Source organism: Faecalibacterium intestinale (genome assembly GCF_040096575.1).
GTDB lineage: Bacteria > Bacillota > Clostridia > Oscillospirales > Ruminococcaceae > Faecalibacterium > Faecalibacterium intestinale.
Genome location: NZ_JBBMEN010000001.1, coordinates 168,523 through 188,259 on the forward strand (window position 1 = coordinate 168,523; position 19,737 = coordinate 188,259).

Genomic DNA, 19,737 nt, shown 5'->3' on the forward strand with positions numbered 1-19,737 from the left:
GGAATACGGATATGCAGCTTATTCAAAACATCTTATCGGCCAATCAGATCTTGACCGCATCGCTTCTCAGTTGGTTCGTTGCACAGGTATTAAAGACGATCATCAACTTTATTCTGCTGGGCAAGTTTCAGCTGGAGCGGATGTGGGGCGATGGCGGTATGCCCAGCGCACACAGTGCGACCGTCTGTGCTATGGCCATTGTTACCGGGCGCAGCGCTGGGGTCTCCTCGCCCATTTTTGCGGTGGCCTGCGTGGTGGCTATTATCACCATGCACGATGCTATGGGCGTCCGGCACGAGACCGGCGAGCAGGCAAAGGTGCTGAACCAGATGATCGCCCAGTGGATCGATGTGAGCGAGAAAAACGCTCCCTTTTTGCAGAATATGCATCTGAAGGAAATGGTCGGCCACACGCCGCTGCAGGTCGTGGCAGGCGTGCTGCTCGGCTCGCTGGTGGGCTTTTTGTTCCCAGTCGTGTGATGAAATGCGGCCTTCTGCAGAAGCTGCTTTGTATTTGCGACAGAGCAGCGCAGAATGGCTGCGGTAGAAAAAGCGAAAGAACAAACGCATAAAGGACGTGTGAATATGGAGTCGTTGCTGGACAAGATCGATCAGCCCAGCGATCTTAAAAAGCTGAATGCACAGCAGGTGGAGAAGCTTTGCGCGGAGATACGGCATTTTATGCTGGAGAATATCTCCAAGACCGGTGGACATCTGGCCTCTAATCTTGGCACTGTAGAGCTGACCGTGGCACTGCACCGAGTGCTGGAAACGCCGAAGGATAAGATCGTATTTGATGTGGGACATCAGTGCTACACCCACAAGCTGCTTACCGGACGCCGGAAGCAGTTTGACCATTTGCGGCAGCTGGATGGCATTTCCGGCTTCCCAAACCCCAACGAAAGTGTGCACGATGCCTTTATTGCCGGACATGGCAATACAGCACTTTCGCTGGCCATTGGCATGGCATGGGCAAAAAAGATCAAGCATGAGCCCGGACTTGTGGTGGCACTGATTGGTGATGGCGCCTTTACCGGCGGCATGGTGTACGAGGGCATGAACAACATCGGCGGGCTGGACAATCTGCTTGTGATCCTGAATGATAACAAGATGTCCATCTCCAAAAATGTAGGTGCGCTGGCGCGGTATTTGACCCATCTGCGCACGACTACGGCCTATTACGACGCCAAGGACAATGTGCGCAGCTTTCTGGACGGTGTGCCATTGATCGGTCCGCCGATGAAAAAATCGCTGATGGGCGCAAAAACACTGGTGCGCCGCGCTATGTACCACTCCACCATGTTTGAGGATATGGGCTTTGAGTACATCGGCCCGGTAGACGGTCATAATGTGGAAGAGCTGGAGCGCACTCTGCGCTCGATCTACCAGCGGCCGGGTCCGCACTTTTTGCACGTTGTGACCAAAAAGGGCAAGGGCTATCAGCCGGCAGAGATGAACCCGGGCAACTATCACGGTGTATCTGCCTTTGACCCGGATGGAATGCCGGACCCGGAGGTTGCGCCGAAGGAGTCCTTCTCCACAGTTTTTGGTAAGCTGCTGGTGCAGGAGGGAACACAAAACCCGAAGCTTTGTGCGATCACTGCTGCCATGAAGTACGGCACCGGACTGCAGTTCTTTGCTCACCGCCACCCGCAGCGCTTTTTTGATGTGGGTATGGCAGAGCAGCACGCTGTTACTTTTGCGGCAGGCCTTGCCAGTCAGGGAATGCTGCCGGTGGTGTGCATCTACTCCACCTTCCTGCAGCGCTCCTATGACCAGATCATCCATGATGTCAATCTGCTAAAGGAAAATGTGCTCTTTGCCATTGACCGTGCGGGCTTTGTTCCCGCAGACGGCGAGACCCATCAGGGCATCTACGATGCAGCCTTCCTCAGCCAGCTTAACATCCCGGTCTATGCGCCTTCCAACTACGAAGAACTGCAATACTGGCTGCACTATCTGCTGCAGGATACAATCTCTGGCCCTCGTGCCATCCGCTACCCCCGCGGCGGCGAGAACACAAAGCTGGCGCAGTATCCCTGCACAAAGCAGGAGTACGACTTTTTGCAGCAGCTACCCGGGGCAGAGATCCTTCTGGTCAGCTATGCAGACGAGCTGGAGGATCTGCTGGATGCTGCCGACCAATTGAACGCTGCATCGCAAAATGCGGATGTTCTAAAGCTTGTAAAGCTGTATCCCTTTACAGATAAACTTATCGATGCTGTGTCGAAATATAAAATCGTACTGTTTGCAGAGGAGTGCGTTGCTGCCGGCGGGATCGGTGAGCATCTGGCTTACGCTTTGCAGCAAAACGGCTGGAATGGCCGCTTTTTGCACTGTGCTGTCCGCACAGCCTGTCTGCCCCATGCAACCGTCCCGCAGATCAAGCAATGCACCGGTCTGGATGCTGCGGATATTGTGCAGGCAGTCCGGGCTGCCCTCACGAAAGGAGAAAACGAGCTGTGAAAATTCGGTTGGACCAATATCTTGTGCAGAACGGACTTGTGCAGAGCCGGGAGCGCGCCAAAGCTTTGATCATGGCCGGTGTGGTTTTTGTCAACCAGCAAAAGGTGGACAAGGCCGGCGAGATGATCAAGGAGGACGCAGTTGTCGAGGTGCGTGGCCACGATATCGGCTATGTCAGCCGCGGCGGCCTGAAGCTGGAAAAGGCTATGAAGTGCTTCCCGCTTACCCCTGACGGCAAAGTGTGCATGGACATCGGTGCGTCCACCGGCGGCTTTACCGACTGTATGCTGCAAAATGGCGCAGTGAAGGTGTATGCCGTGGATGTTGGCTACGGTCAGCTGGCATGGAGCCTGCGGACGGATGAACGCGTGGTAAACATGGAACGCACGAACATCCGCTATGTCACGCCGGAGGATCTGGCAGAGCCCATTGAGTTTTTCAGTGTGGATGTTTCCTTTATTTCTCTGCATCACATCTTCCCGGTGGCGCAGCGCATCACCACCCCGGACGCTATGGGCGTCTGTCTGGTGAAGCCGCAGTTTGAGGCAGGCCGGGAGAAGGTGGGCAAAAACGGCGTGGTACGCGACCCTGCGGTGCATCGTGAGGTACTGCACAATGCCATGTCTTATGCTGCTGAAAACGGCTTTGTGGTGCGCGGGCTGGATTACAGCCCGGTCAAGGGGCCGGAGGGGAATATCGAGTACCTGATGTTTGTGCAGAAGAGCGATCAGCCCGCAGTGCTGGATGATGAAGCTGCCGCACAGGTGGTGGCAGCAAGCCATACCACACTGGATCGCTGAGGCTCAGCCGTCAGCAAAGGAGAAGCCGGTATGACGATCTACATTTCGCCCAATCCGGGCAAGACCTCCGCAAGCGAGATCGCGCTGCGTGCGGCGCAGATCCTGCTGACCCACGGTGCCGCTGTGCTGATGAGCGATGCTCTGAGGGAAAGCTGCAGCACGGCAGGGGTTGTTTATCTGCCGCTGGAGCAGTGTCTGGAACGCACGGATGTGATCCTGACCATCGGCGGGGATGGCACCATCCTGCACGAAGCAAATCTTTCGCTCCGGTACGCAAAGCCCATCCTCGGCATCAATCTGGGACGCTGCGGTTTTCTGGCCACCTGCGAGATCGGCGAAATGGAAACAAAGCTGGCCGCCGTGGCACGTGGCGAGTTTCAGCTGGACAACCGGATGCTTTTATATGCCCGGGTGCTTGGTCAGGATGGCTGGGAAGGTCATGCCCTCAACGATGTAGTTGTGACCAAGGGGCGCTTGCAGCAGGCCATCGACTTCAGCATTTACTGCGATGATATTCTGGTAGAGCACTACCGGGGCGATGGTGTCATTGTGGCGACCCCCACCGGCTCTACGGCCTACTCGCTGGCAGCCGGCGGCCCGATTCTGGACTCGCAGACCAAGGGCGTTGTAGTGACCCCTATCTGCCCTCACAGTCTGGCCAGTCCGGCCATGGTGTTTGCGCAGGAGCGCAAGCTGAATGTCTGCGTGGGACAGGTGGCAGATGATGAAGTGTTTATCAGCTGTGACGGTGGTGTGGGCTACCCCCTCAAGGCGGGTGCCACCGCAGAGATCCGCCTGTCTGATCAGAACGTCAAGCTTATCACTTTTGGGCGGGCAGACCAGTTTCAGGCTATTGACCAGAAACTGCGTAAAAGACAATAACACGGGAGGCGATTTTTAAGATGGCACGCAGCCGCAAAGAAGATACAAAAACAAAAGCGGAACGCTTGCAGACGATCCTGCGTCTGGTGCAGGAGCATCCCATCAGCCGACAGGAGGTGCTGCTGGAGCACCTGCGGAACGAGGGCTTTGAGGTGACGCAGGCCACCGTTTCCCGCGATATCCGGGAACTGTGCCTTGTAAAGGCAGCTACTACCGAGGGCTATCGCTATGTTTCCAGCCGGAACGAAAGCTTCAATCCCAAGACCCAAGGGCGCTTTGAGACTATCTTCCACGAGTCTGTTCTGGAGGTGGATTATGCCGGGCACGTTGTGCTGGTAAAATGCTATTCCGGCATGGCCAATGCCGCCTGCGAGGTTTTTGACGCTTTGCAGTGGAAAAACGTTGTTGGCACCCTTTCCGGTGATGACACCTTTTTAATCGTTGCGCGCTCTGAGCGCGATGCCAAGACCATTTGTTCGGAGCTGACCCGTTATGTGGGACAGAGATGACGGTAGGAGAACGAAGCCATGCTGAGTAGCCTGCAAATTGAAAATGTTGCCGTGATCCAGAAGGCAGAGGTGCACTTTGAACCGGGACTGAACGTACTGACCGGCGAGACCGGTGCGGGCAAATCCATCCTGATCGATTCCATCAATGCGATCCTTGGCAACCGCACCTCTAAAGACTTGGTGCGTACCGGGGCTTCAAAGGCGGTGATCCGCGCCGCCTTTGAACAGGTGCCGTCTGCTGTGCTGGATAAGCTGGAGCAGTCCGGCTACGAGCGCTCCGAAGCACTGCTGCTCAGCCGCGAGATCACCGCTGAGGGTAAAAGCAGCTGCCGCATCAACGGAATGCCGGCTACGGCAGCTGTTCTGCGGGATCTGTGCGGCGGTCTGATCAACATCAACGGTCAGCACGATTCCGTAGGTCTGCTCAATCCGGCGCACCATCTGGGGATTCTGGATGATTATGCGCAGAATCGCACTGTTTTTCAGGAGTACTATACCTTGTACCGGAAACTGGTGCAGGTCAAGCGGGAGCTGGATGCTCTGATCACTGACGAAGCTGAAAAGCAGCGCAAGATTGATCTGCTGCAATATCAGGTGCAGGAAATTGAGGATGCCGGACTGACTGCCGGTGAGGAGCAGACGCTGGAAAACCGCCGGAAGGTGCTGTCCAATGCATCTGCCATCCGGGATCGTCTGGCACAAAGCTATGCGCTGCTATCCGGCAGTGATGACGCTGCAGGTGCGGTGGATCTGCTGGGGGAAACCTCTAACGCAGTGGATGCCGCTGCGCAGTTGGACCCTGCGCTTACAGCCGCCGCTGCGCAGCTGCTGGACTTATACTATAATGCCAAGGACGTGGCCGCAGATCTGATCGGGCGGCTGGATGCCTATGACACCAACGATGCAGAGCTGGACGAGGTGGAGCAGCGGCTGGATCTTTTGTACCGGCTGAAGCGCAAGTACGGCAACACGGTGGAGGATGTGATCGCTTTCGGGCAGAAGGCCCGGGAGGAGCTGGATAGCATCCAGCATTCCCAGCAGCGCTATGATGCCTTGCAGGCGGAAAAATTGCGTCTTTACGAAAAAGCGCGGGGAAAAGCAGAGGTGCTGACCCAGACCCGGCTGAAAGCCTTTGAGGAATTGAACACCCGCATTTCCGGCACGCTGGACTTTTTGAATATGCCGGGCGTGCGCATGACCTTGCGGCACACCCGCGGTCCGCTGGCCAGCCACGGGCAGGACAGCGTTGAATTCTACATCTCAACAAACCCCGGTGAAGCGCCTAAGCCGCTGGCTAAAATCGCGTCCGGCGGCGAGCTGAGCCGTATCACCCTTGCCATCAAGAACGCAATGGCCGATAAGGACGCTGTGCCAACCGTGATCTATGATGAGATCGACAGCGGCGTGTCCGGCAAGGCGGCGGGACGCATCGGTGAGGTGCTGCGCCAGAGCGCACAGGGACATCAGATCCTGTGCATCACCCATACGGCGCAAATCGCAGCGCTGGCCGACTGCCATCTGCTCATCCAGAAAAACGTGTCCAACGAGCGCACCTATACCGAGATCCATCCGCTGGACGAAAATGGCCGCGTAGAAGCCTTGGCGCGTCTCATCTCCGGCGACCATGTCACCGAACTTTCCCGCGCCAATGCACGGGAAATGCTGCAGGAGCGCAAGCACAGCGGTTGATTCATAGGAATGCATTTATGCAGAAAAAGACAGCTCTTGACAAGGCGGCGGTCTTGTGATAGAGTAGACACTGTTAATGGCGATGAAGGGAACAAGTACCCTGAAGCGTTCTGTCCAGAGAAGTCCCGGTTGGTGCAAGGGATCACAGAACAGCGGGGGAAATACCTCCCGGAGCTGCAGGCTGAATGCGTAAGGCTAGTAGGCTGTGCCGCGTGCGAGCGTTAAAGACGCAGGAGTGTCACTCTACTCTGGGGTGTGCACTCGTAAGGCCGTTTCTGTGAGGAAACGGCAAACAGAGGTGGTACCGCGAAGTTATCTCGCCCTCTGCCAAATTTATTTTTGGCAGAGGGCGTTTTTGTTTCCTCTGCCCCAAAAACAGGAGGTTTTTCCCATGACGCTGTACGAAGAACTGAAAGCTCGTGGTCTGGTAGCCCAGATTACGGATGAAGAGATCATCGATTTGATCAACAATGGCAAGGCTACCTTTTACATCGGCTTTGACTGCACTGCCGACAGTCTGACCGCCGGCCATTTTCTGGCACTGACCCTGATGAAGCGCCTGCAGCTGGCTGGCAACAAGCCCATCGCCCTGATTGGCGGCGGCACTACCATGATCGGTGACCCCTCCGGCCGCACCGATATGCGCAAGATGCTGACCAAGGACGATATCGCCCACAATGCCGCCTGCTTTAAAAAGCAGATGGAGAAGTTCATTGATTTCTCCGAAGGCAAGGCTCTGATGGTGAACAACGCCGACTGGCTGCTGGATCTGAACTACGTTGAGCTGCTGCGCGAGGTGGGCGCCTGCTTCTCCGTGAACAATATGCTGCGCGCCGAATGCTACAAGCAGCGCATGGAGAAGGGTCTGTCCTTCTTAGAGTTCAACTACATGATCATGCAGAGCTACGACTTCTACTATATGTTCCAGCACTACGGCTGCAATATGCAGTTCGGCGGCGATGACCAGTGGAGTAATATGCTGGGCGGCACTGAGCTGATCCGCCGCAAGCTGGGCAAGGATGCCTACGCCATGACTGTGACCCTGTTGACCGACTCTCAGGGCAAGAAGATGGGCAAGACCGCCGGCAACGCTGTCTGGCTGGATCCCAACAAGACCAGTCCCTTCGAGTTCTACCAGTACTGGCGCAACGTGGGCGATGCCGATGTGATGAAGTGCATTCGGATGCTCACCTTCCTGCCGCTGGAGCAGATCGAAGAGATGAGCACTTGGCAGGATCAGCGCCTGAACGAAGCCAAGGAGATCCTTGCTTACGAGATGACCAGCATGGTGCATGGCAAGGAGGAGGCCGAAAAGGCTCAGAATGCTGCCCGTGCACTGTTCAGCGGCAACGCGATGGATACCGAGCATATGCCCAGCACCCAGCTGACCGAGGCTGACCTGACGGACGGCGCTATCGGCATCCTGACCCTGATGGTCAAGGCCGGTCTGGCTGCTTCCAACGGCGAAGCACGCCGTCTGGTGGTGCAGGGCGGTGTGCTGGCAGACGGCGAAAAGGTCGCTGCTCCCACTGTCAGCTTTACCGCAGAGCAGCTGGCCAAGGGTATCGTGATCAAGAAGGGTAAAAAGATCTACCACAAGGTAACGCTGTAAAAAAGCATTATTAAAAATGGTCCAGAAACGTCTGTAGGCGTTTCTGGACCATTTTTTACATTTTGGCGCGTAACAGCCGCTGATGGCCTGCAAATCAAACCGGAAACGCAACTGCCCCCTCCGGCCTATTGCTGTTACAGCTCGTACGCCTTTTTCAGCGCTTCATAGGCAGCATCTTCGTTTTCAGCGTGGACGAGCAGAGAGATATCCAGATCGCTGGTGGTGATCAGCAATACCTCGATACCAGCCATAGCCAGTGCGTTCAGCGCCCGCGCAGCCACGCCGCAGCTGGTGACCATATCCTCGCCGAACAGATTCAGCTTGGAGTAGCCCACGCTGATCAGAGGAGAAGCCTTGGCGTCCTTATCCAGATTTGCCGCCGAGATTGCTTTCATCACCAGCGGCAGATCGCTGCTGGATGCAGTAAAGCTGAAATCAATGGTAGTGCCGTGTGGGGCGCTTTGGCTGATCATGTCCACCACCACGCCGGTCTCTGCAAAGATATCCAGATAGCGGGACAGACTGTTGCCCCGGAACGCCACGTCCTGCACGCTGATCATCATCAGGTCAGTCTCGATATTGATCTTCGATACTCCATACATAAAAAGTCCTCCGTTCTGCCCGGGCTACCGGGCAACGCTCAATCATTTCACATTTTTATGTAAGTACTATCGCAATTCAACTTTTAATGCAACAGCGCTGCATTGCATAGCACAAATACGCCGCTTTTATGTTACACTAATTCTTGTCTTGCGACAAAAAGGATGCGCTGATATTATTTTGCGCGATTTTTTGTATCCTGTCAAGGCTGAAATCAGAATATTTTGCCCGCACACCATGCGCTGCCGCCAATTCCTGCGTGTAATCGCGCAAAAGATAGGTGCGCACATTGGCTTTTCCTGCATCGTAATGTGTCACGGTGGGGTGCAGCTGCGGCGCAAGCACTTCACATTGCACTGAGTCGTTCGGCTGTGTGGTCTTTTGCAGCTGCAAGGTCAGGATAGCGCCCACCAGCTGATCCGGGCGGCTCTGAGTGCTGAGAAAATTGCCCAGCGAGTAGGCCACAAAACTCCGCCGCCCATCTGCTGCGGTAAGCCACTGGGCATCCTGCAATACATGAGGGTGGGTGCCAACAATGACGTCTGCGCCCCAGTCTGCCAGATTCTGTGCCAGTGTGCGTTGGCTGTCCACGATGGCGTGGCTGTCCTCTACACCCCAGTGAACCCCAACCACCACAAAATCCGCCTGCTGGCGTGCCAAACGCGCCTGCCGCTCAATCACATCGGTCTGGCTGGTGTAGATGATATTGGCCGTCATATTCTTGTTCTGGCGGATGCCGTTGGTGTGCTCGGTGTAGGAGAGATACGCGATGGTGACGCCGTTGACGGTTTGCAGCGGGATGCGGTCATAGTCCTCTTCGCCGCGCCACAGACCGGTGGTGACCACGTCCTCCGGCATAGACTCCCAGAACTGTAGAGTGGCGGCAATACCGGACGCGCCCTTGTCGTAGGTGTGGTTATTGGAAAGGCTGAACACCCGCACCCCGGCGCGGTACAGCGCCCGCGCACAGTCGCCGGGGGTGGAAAAGCTGGGGTAGGTGGAGGGTGCAAGGGTGTCGCTGCAAAGGGTCTCCTGATTGATCCAGTTCACATCCTGCTCAGCATAGAAAGGAGCGATATGCTCATAACAGTAATCAAAGCTGTACTTTCCATCTTCGCCTGCACGACGGGCGGCCTGTTTGTAGATAGGAGCATGGATCAGGTTGTCTCCTGTTGCAGAAAACCGGATCGTTTCCACCACAGGCTGTGGTTCAGGTTCCGGCTCCGGTGCCACAACAGATGAAGCAGGGGATAGCGTATCCTCCGGCGGCACAATGCCGCCCACCGGTACATCTTCTCCCGGCAGCCTTGTCCAGATTCCCAGACACAGTGCTATCACGCTCACCGTAAGAACCGACAGCACCACCGCCCGGAGCGTTTGCTTTCGGCCGCGCTTACGGGCAGCCGGACGCCGCCGCTTTAAAGGCTCCTGCTTCATCGTTCACCTCTTCTCCCGGCGTATGCCGGGGCAGCTTATTTTTCAGAGGGCGGCGATCAGGTCGCCCATATCGTACAGACCCGGCTCCTTCTTTGCCACATAGACCGCAGCATTTACGGCGCCGTTGGCAAAGATGCTGCGGGAGTAGGCGGTGTGCCGCAGGGTGATCACCTCGTCCGGGCCACAGAACAGAACCTCGTGGTCGCCCACGATGCTGCCGCCGCGCACAGCGCTGATGCCGATTTCCTTCGGGTCGCGCTTCTGGCGCACGGAAGAGCGGTCGTACACATAATGGTACGCGCCGTCATTCTGCTCATTGATAGCATCGGCCAGCATCAGTGCCGTTCCGCTGGGTGCATCCAGCTTGTTGTGGTGATGCTGCTCCACGATCTCAATATCATAGTTGATGCCCAGCACGGCAGAGGCGCGCTTGCACAGCTCGGCCAGCACGTTGATGCCCATGGACATATTAGCGCTCTTGAACACCGGAACGCTGCGGGACAGCTGCACTACCTTCAGCTGCAACTCCTCTGAAAGGCCGGTGGTGCACACCACGATGGGCAGCTTGTGGGTCTGGCAGTAGGGCAGTGCCTTTTCCACTGCGGCAGGGGAGCTGAAGTCGATGATCACATCGCCCTTGCCGTTCAGCTTTTCCAGACTGTCGTAGACCGGGATGCCGTTCTGTTCGCCGTCCTTCATATCGATACCGGCCACCACACGGCAGTCCTCCCGCTGTGCGATCATATCGCACAGCACATGGCCCATGCGGCCGCCAATGCCCTGAATCACGATCTCTGTCATTGTTGTTTCCTCGTTTCTATAATATGGCAGAATGCCCGGAAGCTGAAAATTCCCGGGCATTCTGTACGCTGTTGTTATTCCTTAATAAGACCAGCAGCCTGCAAAGCCTGCTCGATCTTTGCCTTGTGGGCATCGCTGGGCTCTACCAGCGGCAGACGGCACTCACCCGCGTTCCAGCCCAGCACGTTCATGGCGTACTTGACCGGAATGGGGTTCACCTCGCAGAACAGAGCCTCCTCCAGCGGCAGCATTTCCAGCTGCAAAGCGCAGGCCTTGGCGGTGTCACCGTCAAAGAAAGCCTGACAGCAGTTATGCACCAGCTCCGGCGCAACATTGGACACCACGCTGACGACGCCCTTGCCGCCCAGTGCCAGCAGGGGAACTACCTGATCATCGTTGCCGGAGTAGATGTTCAGCGCATCACCGCACAGTGCAGCCACCTTGGCCACCTGAGAAATGTTGCCGGAGGCCTCCTTGATGCCGTTGATGAGCGGGTGCTTGCTCAGCTCCAAAGCGGTCTCGGGTGCAATGTTCAGACCCGTGCGGGAGGGCACATTGTACAGGATGACCGGGATGCCGCCAGCCTCAGCCATGGCGGTAAAGTGTGCCACCAGACCGGCCTGCGAGGTCTTGTTGTAGTAGGGGGTGACCATCAGCAGGGCATCAGCACCGCAGGCAGCAGACTTTGCTGCCAGTGCGCAGCCGTGGTCGGTATCGTTCGAACCGGCACCGGCAATGACCGGTACGCGGTGATTGACCGTATCCACGGCGAACTTGATGGCGGCCAGCTGCTCCTCATCGGTCATGGTAGAGCACTCGCCGGTGGTGCCGCAGATGATGATGGCATCAGTGTGGCGGGCGATCTGATCCTCGATAATGCGGCCCAGCTCGTCAAAGTTGATGCTTCCGTCCTCGTACATCGGGGTGATGATGGCCACACCCGCGCCGGTAAAGACAGGCTTCTTCATAGTAAAAAACTCCTTTGCTGCGTGTATCGCGCAAAAATTCAGGCATTAGTCCATATAGCCCTTTGCTGCCAGCAGCTCAGCCAGCAGCACAGCACCGCCGGCAGCACCGCGCAGGGTGTTGTGGCTCATGCAGGCAAACTTGTAGTCAAACAGGGTGTCCTCCCGCAGACGGCCGATGCACACGGCCATGCCGTTCTCGGTGTTGCGGTCCAGCTTGGGCTGCGGACGATCGGGCTCGGTAAAGTAGTGCAGGAACTGCTTGGGTGCGCTGGGCAGGTTCAGTTCCTGTGCAGGGCCGCGGAAGTTCGCCCAAGCTTCCAGCATCTGCTCCTTGGTGGGCTTTTTATCAAAGCTTACGAACACGGCTGCGGTGTGACCGTCCGAGACAGGCACACGGAAGCACTGTGCAGTGATGACCGGCTTCTCGGCGTTGACGATCTGGTCGCCCTCGATATGGCCCCACAGCTTCAGCGGCTCGCGCTCGCTCTTTTCCTCCTCGCCGCCGATGTAGGGAATCACATTGTCCACGATCTCGGGCATCCGGTCAAAGGTCTTGCCTGCGCCGGAAATAGCCTGATAGGTGCACACCAGCGCCTTGCTCACGCCAAAGTCCTTCATCAAGGGATGCAGGGCGGGCACATAGCTCTGCAGGCTGCAATTGGACTTGACAGCGATGAAGCCGCGCTTGGTGCCCAGACGCTTGCGCTGGGCGGGAATGATCTCGATATGGTCGGCGTTGATCTCAGGCACCACCATGGGAACATCCGGGGTGAAACGATGGGCACTGTTGTTGGAGACCACCGGGCACTCAGCCTTGGCGTATGCTTCCTCCAGTGCTTTGATCTCGTCCTTGGGCATATTGACAGCGCAGAAAACAAAATCCACCTGCGAAGCAACTTCCTCTACCTTGGAAGCGTCCAGAACGGTCATCTTCTTCACGCTCTCCGGCATGGGAGTGGTCATGGCCCAGCGGGATCCTACTGCATCCTCATAGCTCTTGCCCGCACTGCGGCCGGATGCGGCCAGTACGGTCAGCTTGAACCAGGGATGATTCTCCAGCAGAGTCACAAAACGCTGACCCACCATGCCAGTTGCGCCTACAATACCCACTTTATACTGTCTATCCATTTCCAGCACCTTTCCTTTCAAAAAACAAACAGCAAATCTTATCATTGTGCACAACACGGCTTGCAAACCGGACAGCGATGCAATATAATAGATACTGTTTATACAGATTCTATGATATCATTGATACGTTGTCCGTGTCAATCATCGGAAAGGCAAATGCACACTATGTTAAAAAAAGATTTTTGGTATGATTTACCCAAAGAGCTCATTGCACAGGAGCCTGCAGCCCCGCGGGACGCTGCGCGGCTGATGGTTCTGAGCCAAAAGGACGACAGCATCCGGCACAAGGTATTCCGCGACCTGCCGGAATTTCTGGAGCCGGGGGATCTTTTGGTGGTAAACAATTCCAAGGTGCTGCCCGCCCGCATCGTGGGCGTCAAGCAGCCTACCGGTGCCGTGTGTGAGCTGTTGCTGCTACGGCAGGTGAAGGGCGACCAGTGGGAGTGTCTGGCAAAGCCCGGCAAGCGGATGCAGCCCGGTACGAAGGTAAGCTTTGGTGACGGCAGTCTGACCGCTGTGGTAGACGAGACCATGGAGGACGGCAACAAGTACGTTACATTCTATTATGATACCGAAACGCTTTATGAAAAGCTGGATGAATTTGGCAAGATGCCGCTGCCGCCTTACATCACAAAGCAGCTGGAGGATCAGAGCCAGTATCAGACCGTCTATGCTAAGGAGTTGGGCAGCGCGGCTGCTCCCACCGCCGGGCTGCATTTTACCCCGGAGCTGATGGACACCCTCCGCGCTATGGGCGTCGGCATTGCCGAGGTCACACTGCACGTTGGTCTGGGCACCTTCCGCCCTGTACAGGAGGACGAGATCAGCGACCACAAGATGCACAGCGAGTGGTACTCCATCAGCGAGGAGACCGCCCGCCGCATCCGCGAGACCAAGGCCGCGGGCCACCGGGTCATCGCCGTGGGCACCACCAGCTGCCGCACGCTGGAGGCTGCTGCTGCCAAGTATGGTGAGATCAAAGCTTGCAGCGGCAACACCTCCATCTTCCTGTATCCGGGTGTGAAGTTCAACTGCATCGACGGCCTGATCACCAACTTCCACCTGCCGGAGAGCACCCTGATCATGCTGGTGTCCGCTCTGTACGGCTACGAAAAGACCATGCACGCCTATGAAGTAGCTGTGGCAGAAAAGTACCGCTTTTTCTCCTTTGGCGATGCTATGCTCATTTTGTGATTTTTTTGTAATTGCGGCATAATGCTGCTGTGATCATTCTGATAACTTGCAGGCTTGCTGCCTGCATCGAGGCTGCACGGCTGTTTTCCGTGCGCAGAAAGGAAAAGACCATGCCTTCTTTGACGACCTACACCCTGCTCAAGCAGGAACACAACGCCCGGCGGGGCGAATTCAAAACCGTGCACGGCACGGTGCAGACCCCTGCCTTCCAGAACGTTGCCACCGCCGGTGCCATCAAGGGCGGCCTGTCGGCGCAGGATCTGAAGGATATCGGCGCGCAGGTCATGCTGTGCAACACCTACCACCTGCATCTGCGTCCCGGCGACAAGCTGGTGGCAGACATGGGCGGCCTGCACAAGTTTACCCGCTGGAACGGGCCTATTCTGACCGACAGCGGCGGATTTCAGGTGTTCAGTCTGGCAAAACTGCGTAAGATCACCGAGGAGGGCGTGACCTTCGCCTCTCATCTGGACGGTCACCGCATCTTTATGGGCCCGGAGGAGAGTATGCAGATCCAGGCAAATCTGGGTTCTACCATCGCCATGGCATTTGATGAGTGCGTGGAGAACCCAGCCCAGCACGATTACTCCAAGGACAGCTGTGAGCGCACCACCCGCTGGCTGAAGCGCTGCAAGGCCGAAATGGCACGGCTGAAGCACGAGGGCATCTCGGTCAACCCGGATCAGTTGCTGTTCGGCATCAATCAGGGCTGCACCTATGCAGATCTGCGCGTGGAGCACATGAAGCAGATCGCCGAGCTGGAGCTGGACGGCTACGCCATCGGTGGTCTGGCTGTGGGCGAGCCCACCGAAGTGATGTATGAGATGATCAGTCAGGTGGAGCCGTATATGCCCAAGGACAAGATCCGCTATCTGATGGGCGTCGGCACCCCCGGCAACATCATCGAGGCCGTTGCCCGCGGCGTGGATCTGTTTGACTGCGTTATGCCCAGCCGCAATGCCCGCCACGGTCATCTGAATACATGGAGCGGTATCATCAACATCAAAAATGCCAAGTACGAGCGGGACGAGCGTCCCATCGACCCCGCCTGCGGCTGCCCGGTGTGCCGTAATTACTCCCGTGCCTACATCCGGCATCTACTCAAGGCAGACGAGATGCTGGGTATGCGTTTGACCGTGATGCACAATCTGTGGTTCTACAACCACCTGATGGAGCGTATCCGGGATGAACTGGATGCCGGTACCTTTACCGCCTTCCACGACAGATACGTGAAGCTTCTGGATACCCGAATTTAAACTTTAGCCTTGCAACAAGGCCGATAAGAGGGTATAATAGCATTATCTGAATTTTTGAGAGGAGATTTTGCCCCATGCAATTTCTGACTACCACGTCCGAAGGCTATATCAGCCTGTTCTTCACGCTGGCACTGATGCTGGTCCTGCTGTACTTCATGATCTACCGTCCTCAGAAGAAGCAGGAAAAGAAGGATGCCGCTATGCGCAGCAGTCTGGAGATCGGCGATCAGGTCACCACCATCGGCGGTGTCATTGGCCGCGTTGTCGCCATCAAGGACGACACTTTTGTTCTGGAGACCGGCGCTGACCGCGTGAAGATCCGCTTCACCAAGTCTGCTATCTCTTCGGTCGAAAAGCTGAACATGGACAAGGCTCCTGCCGATAAGAAGTAAGCGTTAACACCGTGCATACATGAACCGCCTCCCTGCATAGACTATGTGCAGGGAGGCGGTTTTGTTATGTCTGAGTCTCGAGGTTTCCCGGCGGAGCTTCTTTCGTTTGCGCTTTTCGGGGCGCTGGGGGTAGTTGTAACAGCGGCAGCTTTGGCCGGTTTTGCGCAGCTGATGGCTGGGCAGGGCTGCTCCGGCAGCGTCGTGCCGGTACTTGCCACAGCAGCCGTGTGCATGGGCAGTTTGCTGTGTGCACTGGCGGCAGCGTTCCGTAAAAAGGTGCGCGGTCTGCTGACCGGACTGCTCCAAAGTACATTTCTGGCAGTGCCGCTGGCGCTTTCTGCTGTATGGAACGGCACCGCTGCCGCGCCGGCTGTAGTATGCCGCATTCTGGCGGTGCTGCTCTGCGGCTGCATTGGCGGGCTGCTTGGGGTCACCCTGCGCAGCCGCAGGCACACGCTTCGTTGATCGATCCGGCAAATCGAATCCATCAGAGGAGAAAACAGCGTATGTGGATCTATGAACAGACCAAACCGGAGGAAAACCTGTCCTTGCTGCCACAGACGGTCAGTCTGCCGGTGCAGAAAGCAGAGCCTGCTCTGCCGACTGTACCGGAAACTGCACCGGAGCCCGTAGAGCAATTGCCATCAAAAGAGCCCTGCATCCCGGCAAAGCGGCACGCCACCCGGGATTGCTGGCTGCTGGCTGCGGCCTTTCTGCTGGGGAGTTCGGCAGCCGGTGTATTGCAGGCCGTATGCGATGCCCGGCAGGCAGAGCTGCTGCGGTATTATCTGGAAGCGTGGCAAGGGATGTTTGCACCGGGCAGTATGCAAGGGACGGTACAGCTTTTTAGCATGGAATATCTGGCTCTCGGCCTTGTGGTCAGCCTGTTTCTGGTATTAGGGCTGTCTGCCCTTGGACCGGTGATGATCTTTGGCAGCATGATGTTGTACGGTTTGGGCAGCGGGTTGCTTATGGTACAGCTTTGCACAGCAGGCGGGTGGAAAACAATGCTCTCGGCACTGCTGTGGATAGGCTTACCGGCGGCAGCAGCAAGCGGCTGTCTGTGCTTTTTCGGGGCCTGCGCTTTGCAGGTCAGCAGCCGGATCCACGCCTATTCCTTCCGCAAGCATTCCGGTGGACAAGCCCGCCCCGGGGTGCAGGCATTGCTGGGGCAGTATCTGCTGACCATGGTGGTACTGCTGCCGCTTTGCGGCGCAGCGGCAGGGCTTTCGTATCTGGGCAACCGCCTGTGAACAGCATCCTTTTCTTGCGGGTTTTGGTACAGTGTGTTACAATAACAAAAGACCATAAATAAATGAGGGACAGACATGAAACTGAAATCCGTCTATGTATGCTCCAATTGCGGAGAGACAAGCCCCCGCTGGATGGGGCGCTGCCCCAGCTGCGGCAGCTGGAATACCATGAACGAGGACGTTGTTGCCGAAGCTCCAAAGGCAGGGACTCCTGCTGCCCGGCAGGCTGCTGCGGCTCGTCAGGAGGGCGTGACCACCCTGACCGCCCGGCGGCTGTCAGAGATCAGCACGACTGAGGAAAAAAGCCGTATCCTGACCGGTATCTCGGAGCTGGACCGTGTATTGGGCGGCGGTATCGTGCTGGGCGGCGTGGTGCTTTTGAGCGGTGAGCCGGGCGTGGGCAAATCCACCATGCTGCTACAGCTGTGCGGTGCCATCTCTAACCAGCACAGTGTGCTGTATATCACCGGAGAGGAATCTGTCCGGCAGGTCAAACTGCGCGCCGCACGGCTGAAGGTACCGCAGGACAACATCTTTCTGGCGGCAGAAAACGACGTGGATGAGATCTGCGGCCTGATTGAAAAGGAAAAGCCGGATCTTGTGGTCATTGACTCCATCCAGACCATGCGCTGCATGGATATCTCGTCCTCGTCCGGTACAGTCAGTCAGGTGAAGGAGAGTGCCGCGCGGCTGCTGGCGGTAGCTAAAAAGCAGGAGATCCCCATGTTCATCGTGGGTCATGTGAACAAGGATGGCGCAATCGCAGGTCCCAAGGTCATGGAGCATATCGTGGATACGGTGCTTTACTTTGAGGGCGACAAGATGCTGCCGTACCGTATTCTGCGGGCAGCCAAAAACCGTTATGGCTCCACCAATGAGCTGGGAATGTTCGATATGACCGGCACAGGACTTGCCGAGATCGAAAACCCCTCCCAGATGCTATTGGAAGGACGTCCGCTTGGGGTTTCCGGCAACTGTGTGGCCTGTACCATGGAGGGCAGCCGTCCCATTCTGAGCGAGATTCAGGCGCTTGCCACCAAGACAAATTTTCCGGCACCTCGCCGTGCTTGCAGTGGATACGATTATAACCGCATGAATCTTTTGATCGCTGTACTGGAAAAGCGGGCAGGGTACTTCTTTGGCAATCTGGATGTTTACGTCAATATTGTGGGCGGCATTGCACTGCGGGATACCGCCTGCGACCTTGCAGTCTGCCTGAGTATGGTCTCCTCGCTGCTGGACCGCCCGGTCAGCGATAAGCTTATCGCCATCGGAGAGGTAGGTCTGGGCGGGGAAGTGCGCAGTGTGCCCAATCTGGAACAGCGCCTGCACGAGGCAGAGCGTATCGGCTTTGAGCGGGCAGTTATCCCTAAGCACAGTCTTGCGCATCTGAATGCCGCAGATTATCCCGGCATGAAGCTGGTTGGCGCAGCTTATATTGCAGATGCCATCAATGCGCTGAAAAACGACCGCCTGTGATGAAACGAGGAACCTATGTCGATCTATCTGGACGAAAGAAACCCCGGTAAGCACGCGCCCTTTGAGGATGCCGCCCCGGATATTGTAGAATATGTGCGGTATCTTGAGGTGATCGCCGGTAAAAGTGCCAACACGGCTTTCAATTATTACTGTGACCTGCGCTCTTTCAGCCGCTTTATGAAGCGCCGCCGCGGTCTTGTGCCAACAGATGCAGAATTTAAAGAAATTGACCCCAAGGGGCTGGACACAGCCTTCTGGGGCAGCATAACAAAAGAGGACATCTACGAGTATCTTTATTTTCTGAACCGGGAATGCGGCAACAAAAAATCCTCTACCGCCCGGCGGCTGGCCAGCCTGCACGGCTTTTATGATTATCTGGTCAATCAGGTCAACCGCTTAACCGAGGACCCTACGGCGGCTATCCGCCCGCCCAAGCAGGATAAAGTATTGCCCAAATATCTGACAGCAGAGCAGTCCATCTCGCTTTTGGAGAGCACCCAGACCCAGAGCGATTTCCCGGAGCGGGACTACTGCATGGTGGTGCTGTTCCTCAACTGCGGTATGCGTCTTGCGGAGCTGGTAGGCATGGATCTTGGAGACATCGATTTAGAACAGCGGCAGATACGCCTGTTTGGCAAAGGCCATAAGGAACGCATGGTCTATCTGAATGATGCCTGTGTGGAGGCACTACAGCTGTATCTGCATAAACGCAACACCATGGAAGGGCTTTCACCCAAGGAAAAAGCCGTGTTCATTACGCGGATGCGCAAGGAGCGTATCTCGAACCGCAGGGTAGAACAGCTGATCTCCGGCGCAATGAAAGCTGCCGGACTGAAGGGCTTTTCCACCCATAAGCTGCGCCACACCGCTGCAACCCTGATGTATCAGACCGGCAATGTGGATATCCTTACCCTCAAGCAGCTTCTGGGTCACAGCAGCGTCGGAACAACGCAAATTTATACGCACCTACAAGAATTTCAGGTTCGCTCTGCCATTGAAGAAAATCCGCTGGGCAAGGTACTGCCCATAAAAGCCACAAAAGCAAGCTTGGATACAACAGAAGCAGCAGGGGAGACATCTGCCGAAAATGCCCCGGCGGGTGAGGACAATTCTGAGCCGTCCGGTCCTATGGCGGCCTTTGAGGGCGCTGCACAGGATGGCTTCCGAGCAGATATCTCGGCAATGTCTGCCGAAGAAACCGACGACTCATCGAACGATACTTAAACCACTAAGATCTTATAACCTGAATAGCGCTTGAAACGATGCAAAGGC

The 19,737-nt window shown here is 56.5% G+C and carries 19 protein-coding genes and 1 other annotated feature; of the genes, 14 read left to right on the forward strand and 5 right to left on the reverse strand.

The annotated features are described in order from the left end of the window. Nucleotides 1–11 precede the first annotated feature (11 nt). The 7 genes from WMO20_RS00765 to tyrS all read left to right on the forward strand — a co-directional run bounded on the left by WMO20_RS00765 (nt 12) and on the right by tyrS (nt 7,957). Nucleotides 12–479, forward strand: a complete 468-nt coding sequence (locus WMO20_RS00765; protein ID WP_308562632.1) for a divergent PAP2 family protein — start codon at nt 12–14, stop codon at nt 477–479. Nucleotides 480–584: 105 nt separating this feature from the next. Beyond that, complete coding sequence (gene dxs, locus WMO20_RS00770) at nt 585–2,465, forward strand: 1-deoxy-D-xylulose-5-phosphate synthase (RefSeq protein WP_308562629.1); 1,881 nt, start codon at nt 585–587, stop codon at nt 2,463–2,465. Next, nucleotides 2,462–3,265 (forward strand): TlyA family RNA methyltransferase, encoded by an 804-nt coding sequence (locus WMO20_RS00775; RefSeq protein WP_112089883.1) that lies wholly within the window; start codon nt 2,462–2,464, stop codon nt 3,263–3,265. Before dxs ends, WMO20_RS00775 begins: the two co-directional genes overlap by 4 nt. Nucleotides 3,266–3,295: 30 nt before the next feature. After that, on the forward strand, nt 3,296–4,147 hold the full coding sequence (locus WMO20_RS00780) for an NAD(+)/NADH kinase (RefSeq protein WP_316540508.1): 852 nt from the start codon (nt 3,296–3,298) through the stop codon (nt 4,145–4,147). Nucleotides 4,148–4,167: 20 nt separating this feature from the next. After that, entirely contained in the window at nt 4,168–4,656 is a 489-nt protein-coding gene (locus WMO20_RS00785; protein WP_308562622.1) for an arginine repressor, read from the forward strand. An 18-nt stretch (nt 4,657–4,674) separates the two neighbouring features. After that, the gene (gene recN, locus WMO20_RS00790) at nt 4,675–6,345 is read left to right on the forward strand and encodes a DNA repair protein RecN (RefSeq protein ID WP_349185530.1); all 1,671 of its coding nucleotides are present in this window, start codon (nt 4,675–4,677) and stop codon (nt 6,343–6,345) included. Between the two features lie 73 nt (nt 6,346–6,418). Then, nucleotides 6,419–6,673, forward strand: a binding site (T-box leader). Nucleotides 6,674–6,736: 63 nt separating this feature from the next. Beyond that, complete coding sequence (gene tyrS, locus WMO20_RS00795; RefSeq protein WP_308562619.1) at nt 6,737–7,957, forward strand: tyrosine--tRNA ligase; 1,221 nt, start codon at nt 6,737–6,739, stop codon at nt 7,955–7,957. Between the two features lie 134 nt (nt 7,958–8,091). Here tyrS and WMO20_RS00800 read toward each other — a convergent pair whose 3' ends face one another. The 5 genes from WMO20_RS00800 to asd form a co-directional block, all read right to left on the reverse strand. Continuing rightward, nucleotides 8,092–8,559, reverse strand: coding sequence for an ACT domain-containing protein (locus WMO20_RS00800; protein WP_112089888.1), 468 nt, complete (start codon nt 8,557–8,559; stop codon nt 8,092–8,094). Between the two features lie 136 nt (nt 8,560–8,695). After that, entirely contained in the window at nt 8,696–9,994 is a 1,299-nt protein-coding gene (locus WMO20_RS00805; protein ID WP_349185531.1) for a CapA family protein, read from the reverse strand. Nucleotides 9,995–10,036: 42 nt separating this feature from the next. Continuing rightward, on the reverse strand, nt 10,037–10,795 hold the full coding sequence (gene dapB / locus WMO20_RS00810) for a 4-hydroxy-tetrahydrodipicolinate reductase (protein ID WP_349185532.1): 759 nt from the start codon (nt 10,793–10,795) through the stop codon (nt 10,037–10,039). 74 nt (nt 10,796–10,869) lie between these two features. Then, nucleotides 10,870–11,763, reverse strand: a complete 894-nt coding sequence (gene dapA, locus WMO20_RS00815; RefSeq protein WP_349185533.1) for a 4-hydroxy-tetrahydrodipicolinate synthase — start codon at nt 11,761–11,763, stop codon at nt 10,870–10,872. A gap of 45 nt (nt 11,764–11,808) precedes the next feature. Continuing rightward, complete coding sequence (gene asd / locus WMO20_RS00820; protein WP_015538498.1) at nt 11,809–12,891, reverse strand: aspartate-semialdehyde dehydrogenase; 1,083 nt, start codon at nt 12,889–12,891, stop codon at nt 11,809–11,811. A 165-nt stretch (nt 12,892–13,056) separates the two neighbouring features. Here asd and queA point away from each other — a divergent pair, with 165 nt between their 5' ends. The 7 genes from queA (at nt 13,057) to WMO20_RS00855 (ending at nt 19,689) form a co-directional block, all read left to right on the forward strand. Next, complete coding sequence (queA, locus tag WMO20_RS00825; RefSeq protein WP_055184386.1) at nt 13,057–14,085, forward strand: tRNA preQ1(34) S-adenosylmethionine ribosyltransferase-isomerase QueA; 1,029 nt, start codon at nt 13,057–13,059, stop codon at nt 14,083–14,085. A gap of 110 nt (nt 14,086–14,195) precedes the next feature. Then, a complete protein-coding gene (gene tgt / locus WMO20_RS00830) occupies nt 14,196–15,341 on the forward strand; it encodes a tRNA guanosine(34) transglycosylase Tgt (RefSeq protein ID WP_112090165.1) in 1,146 nt (381 codons plus the stop codon). A gap of 74 nt (nt 15,342–15,415) precedes the next feature. After that, nucleotides 15,416–15,733, forward strand: coding sequence for a preprotein translocase subunit YajC (gene yajC / locus WMO20_RS00835; protein ID WP_005925879.1), 318 nt, complete (start codon nt 15,416–15,418; stop codon nt 15,731–15,733). 66 nt (nt 15,734–15,799) lie between these two features. Next, complete coding sequence (locus WMO20_RS00840) at nt 15,800–16,198, forward strand: TIGR04086 family membrane protein (RefSeq protein WP_349185534.1); 399 nt, start codon at nt 15,800–15,802, stop codon at nt 16,196–16,198. A 41-nt stretch (nt 16,199–16,239) separates the two neighbouring features. Continuing rightward, entirely contained in the window at nt 16,240–16,986 is a 747-nt protein-coding gene (locus tag WMO20_RS00845) for a hypothetical protein (protein WP_349185535.1), read from the forward strand. Between the two features lie 132 nt (nt 16,987–17,118). Next, complete coding sequence (radA, locus tag WMO20_RS00850) at nt 17,119–18,465, forward strand: DNA repair protein RadA (protein ID WP_015538502.1); 1,347 nt, start codon at nt 17,119–17,121, stop codon at nt 18,463–18,465. 15 nt (nt 18,466–18,480) lie between these two features. Beyond that, complete coding sequence (locus WMO20_RS00855) at nt 18,481–19,689, forward strand: tyrosine-type recombinase/integrase (RefSeq protein WP_349185536.1); 1,209 nt, start codon at nt 18,481–18,483, stop codon at nt 19,687–19,689. Nucleotides 19,690–19,737: the final 48 nt, after the last annotated feature.